Genomic DNA, 3,280 nt, shown 5'->3' with positions numbered 1-3,280 from the left:
AGCATGGGCATGACGAGCAGTCGCCCCGGACGAGTATCAGTCCCACGATCGAGCGATCACGAACCGGGGAAGATCGGACTTAACGTCCACTGAGCACGCGATGATGTGGAAACGCCTTGGGGTCAGACCTGCCACCGGAGCCCCCGATCCCCGTGCCACGAACGCGAAGTACTGCATCTACAGCGAGGCATTCGGGACCTACGTCTACGCGCCCGCCTGGGTGAAGAAGATCGTCAGAGAGATCGGAACCGTCGAGAAGTACCGAGCTTTCTTCGGTAGGGAGCCCCGCATGAAGAAGGTGACCCCGTTTCCGAAGCGGCCGGGAACACCGGATGCGAACGACGCGCAGCAGCACAGCAAGTCCGCCTGACCTCCGGCAGGAGCGCGTCACTCACCAAACAGACTGTCCTGCACGTATTCGACGACCTTCCGCTCCGGGTAGAAGACGGCCAGAAGCATGAACGTCTTGGGATGGGCCGCGATGTTGCCTACAAAGAAGTGGACGGCCCGGTTCGGAGCGCACATCCGGTTGTACCAGCGCTCGCGCAGCGCATCACGGACCCCGCGCTCGCCGTACTTGCGCAGAAACTTGCGGTACGACTGGCCGGCCTCCCAGTCCTTCAGCCCCATGTCATGGGTTGGGCAGTCATCGTCGGCACAGCGGAAGCTGTAACGGAGGTCGAGCGGCACCCACTCCAGCGGGTTCAGCTCCTGCTCAAACAGATCGAGTTGGTCGGCCAGCGCGGCCTTGGACACCGACCAGGGCTCAGCGGGCTCCAGCCGGAAGCGAGTGATTTCGGCGGGCCGGAAGACGCCGAGGGACGTTCCTCGCTTCTCCTGGTCCCGTTTGATGGCGCAGAGCGACGAGGCGATCAGCGGTTCGACATACCGGTACCGCTTCGTCCAGCCGCCGTCGGACGGCACCTCACCCACGATCTCCAAGGTGTCGAGGTCGGGCCGGAGACTCTCCGGGCGTGAATCTCGCTCCGGACGGTGAGGTTCGACGTCGACCTTGATGATCGAGTACTTGGAGAACTGGGCTTCCTCGCTCAGGAGCCGGAAGGGGACCGGGAAGAGCCGTACGTGCTGTGGCTCGCCCTGGTCCAGGCGTATGCCGGCCACACAACTCGTCTCGCGGTACTTGTTGGACAGCTCCGGATACGTCTTGACGGTGATCATGATCGTTGCGCGCTGCCGATTTCGCGATCCCATGGTTGCCCCCTCCACTGATCTTCCGATCCGATTGGAGGAGAGGCATGCGCCACCGGCAAGAGCGCCTGCCAGGACGAGGGGTGAGTCAGGCCAAGGGAATTACGGGCACGGCGGCCCGTTTACGGACCGTCTCCAGGACGACCTGCCGGTGGCAGCGGCTCTCGTCCTTCTCGAAGCACAGGACCGCGACCCGGGACTGGCGGGCATGCTCCGCGAGGCGCTCAAGATCGGTCTGCGCCTCCTCGGACCGCAGCACCCCACGGAACCGGGCCCGGCCCTCGTCGAGCCGGCCGTCCCAGAACGGCGCCCGGTTGTCCTTGGGATTGCCCAGGCCACGCAGGTGCGTGTACTCGATGCCGGCCTCGGCAAGTGCCTCCCCGAGGCGGGTCTTGCTGAAGCCCTTCTTGCGACTGATCGGCGTGAGCCGTACGTCCGCCACGACATCAATACGGCTGTCGAGGAGCGAGGCGACGAAGGAGTCGATGTCCCGGCCTTCGTACCCAGCGGACCAGAGGCCGGGAGCGACCTTGGTCTCCTGGAAGAGCTCATCGAGGGAGACCTCAAGTGCCTCGGCGACTGCTCCGACGGTGAAGAAACCTGGCTGGATCGCTCCCTCGCTCTCCAGTCGGGCCAGCGTTCCAACGGCGACGCTGGCTTCCTTGGCGAGCCGCTCCCGCGACCACCCTCGACCCTCCCGCATCGCTCGCACGCGCTGGGCGAGTGCTCGGGCGTGGTCGTGGGGACGTGCTGAGTGATGGCTTGCCATGTGTCGTGATCCTAAGGGCGGTTGAGGCGGGCGGGCATGGTGTTCCCGGCCGACTGCGGGGCTGGATTCGCGAACGCGCAGGTGCGAGTGCCCTCAGCCGCCGCACTTGAGACGGCCTCACCAGCCACCCCCTGGGAGAGCCCGATCAAGATCTTCTCCCAGATTTCTCCCAAACGATCTCCAGAAACCCGTCAGGGGCCTGATCCACTCACTGGATCAGGCCCCTGACCTGGTACTTCACTGTCGGGGTGGCGGGATTTGAACCCACGACCTCTTCGTCCCGAACGAAGCGCGCTGCCAAGCTGCGCTACACCCCGATATCGCTGCTTGTCCTGCTTGTCGCGGCGACGTCGTTTACTTTAGCCCACTGGTGGCTGGAGACGAAATCCGGTTTTGCCGCGGTGGCCGATCGGGTTGGGGCGGGCGTGATCGAGGGCCACGAGGAAGACCGCGAGGGCGTAGAAGGAGAGGCCGAGGAGGAGCGCGTTGGCGAGGGCGTGCCGGTAGCCGTGGGCCTCGACGTCGAGGAAGGGGTAGAGGTAGCGGCCCGGTGTGCCGGCGTGGATCAGTTGGGCGCGGGCGAGGGAGAACAGCAGGTAGGCCAGGGGGTAGAGCATCCACGTAGCGGTCCGGCGCAGGCGCATTTGGCCGGGGGCGGTCAGCAGCAGCCAGTCCAGGACGGCGGCCAGCGGTGTCGCGGTGTGGAGCAGGTGCCCGGCCATCATGTGCCAGCCGGTGAGGGTCGTCGCGCCGGTCAGGGAGAAGGGGACGGCGGCGTCCGCAAGGAGCAGGTGGTAGACCAGGCCGGTGATCATGACGTAGAGCAGGGCCGCACCGGTCACGGCGGAGGGGAGGGGGCGGCGGGCCGTCCACGCCCGGCGGGCGGACAGCAACATGACCAGGGTCAGCAGGATGTTGCTCTGGATCGCGAAGTGGCTCAGGACCCGCAGCGGGCTGCCGAGCAGGAACGCGAGCGTCACACCTGCGGCAGCCGTGCCGGCCAGTAGCAGACGGAGGACGGCGGCCAGCCGGCGGCGTACGGGGGGCACCACCGCCGAAGCGGGCACGGAGGAGAGCAGCAGCGCGTGGGTCCGCGGAATCGCGGGCAGATCCGGGAGGTCCCTGGGTATCGGCGCGGTCATGCCTTCACGCTAGGCAAGGGGGATGAAAGGGGCGATGCGAGTGGTCCGTCCGGGGGATCTCAGGACCTCTGAGTGGACGTTAAGTCCGTTTCTCGTAGCGACCTCGTCCGGGTTGGGTGAGGAAGCCTTGTCGGACGAGGCGTCCGAGGCGGCTGCGGGT

General features: G+C 66.3%; 4 protein-coding genes and 1 tRNA gene. 1 reads left to right on the top strand and 4 read right to left on the bottom strand.

Features of this window, described 5'->3' with window-relative positions; all coding sequences use genetic code 11:
- Positions 1–100 precede the first annotated feature (100 nt).
- Positions 101–370 carry a hypothetical protein gene (locus ACIBAF_RS49160; protein WP_399473376.1) on the top strand — a complete coding sequence of 90 codons (270 nt, stop codon included), beginning with the start codon at positions 101–103 and terminating at the stop codon, positions 368–370.
- Between the two features lie 17 nt (positions 371–387).
- On the opposite strand, the gene ACIBAF_RS49155 is transcribed toward ACIBAF_RS49160, so the two are convergent.
- The 4 genes from ACIBAF_RS49155 to ACIBAF_RS49140 form a co-directional block, all read right to left on the bottom strand.
- Complete coding sequence (locus ACIBAF_RS49155; RefSeq protein WP_266725230.1) at positions 388–1,179, bottom strand: hypothetical protein; 792 nt, start codon at positions 1,177–1,179, stop codon at positions 388–390.
- A 118-nt stretch (positions 1,180–1,297) separates the two neighbouring features.
- Positions 1,298–1,978, bottom strand: a complete 681-nt coding sequence (locus ACIBAF_RS49150) for a DUF488 family protein (protein WP_399473374.1) — start codon at positions 1,976–1,978, stop codon at positions 1,298–1,300.
- Positions 1,979–2,221: 243 nt separating this feature from the next.
- Positions 2,222–2,295 (bottom strand) — tRNA-Pro (locus tag ACIBAF_RS49145).
- A 42-nt stretch (positions 2,296–2,337) separates the two neighbouring features.
- Entirely contained in the window at positions 2,338–3,120 is a 783-nt protein-coding gene (locus ACIBAF_RS49140) for a Pr6Pr family membrane protein (protein WP_399473372.1), read from the bottom strand.
- Between the last annotated feature and the right edge of the window lie 160 nt (positions 3,121–3,280).

Origin of the sequence: Streptomyces sp. NPDC051677 (assembly GCF_044453465.1) — a bacterium.
GTDB lineage: Bacteria > Actinomycetota > Actinomycetes > Streptomycetales > Streptomycetaceae > Streptomyces.
The sequence above is the reverse complement of the archived record's forward strand: the minus strand, read 5'-3'. Positions and strand labels throughout refer to the sequence as shown.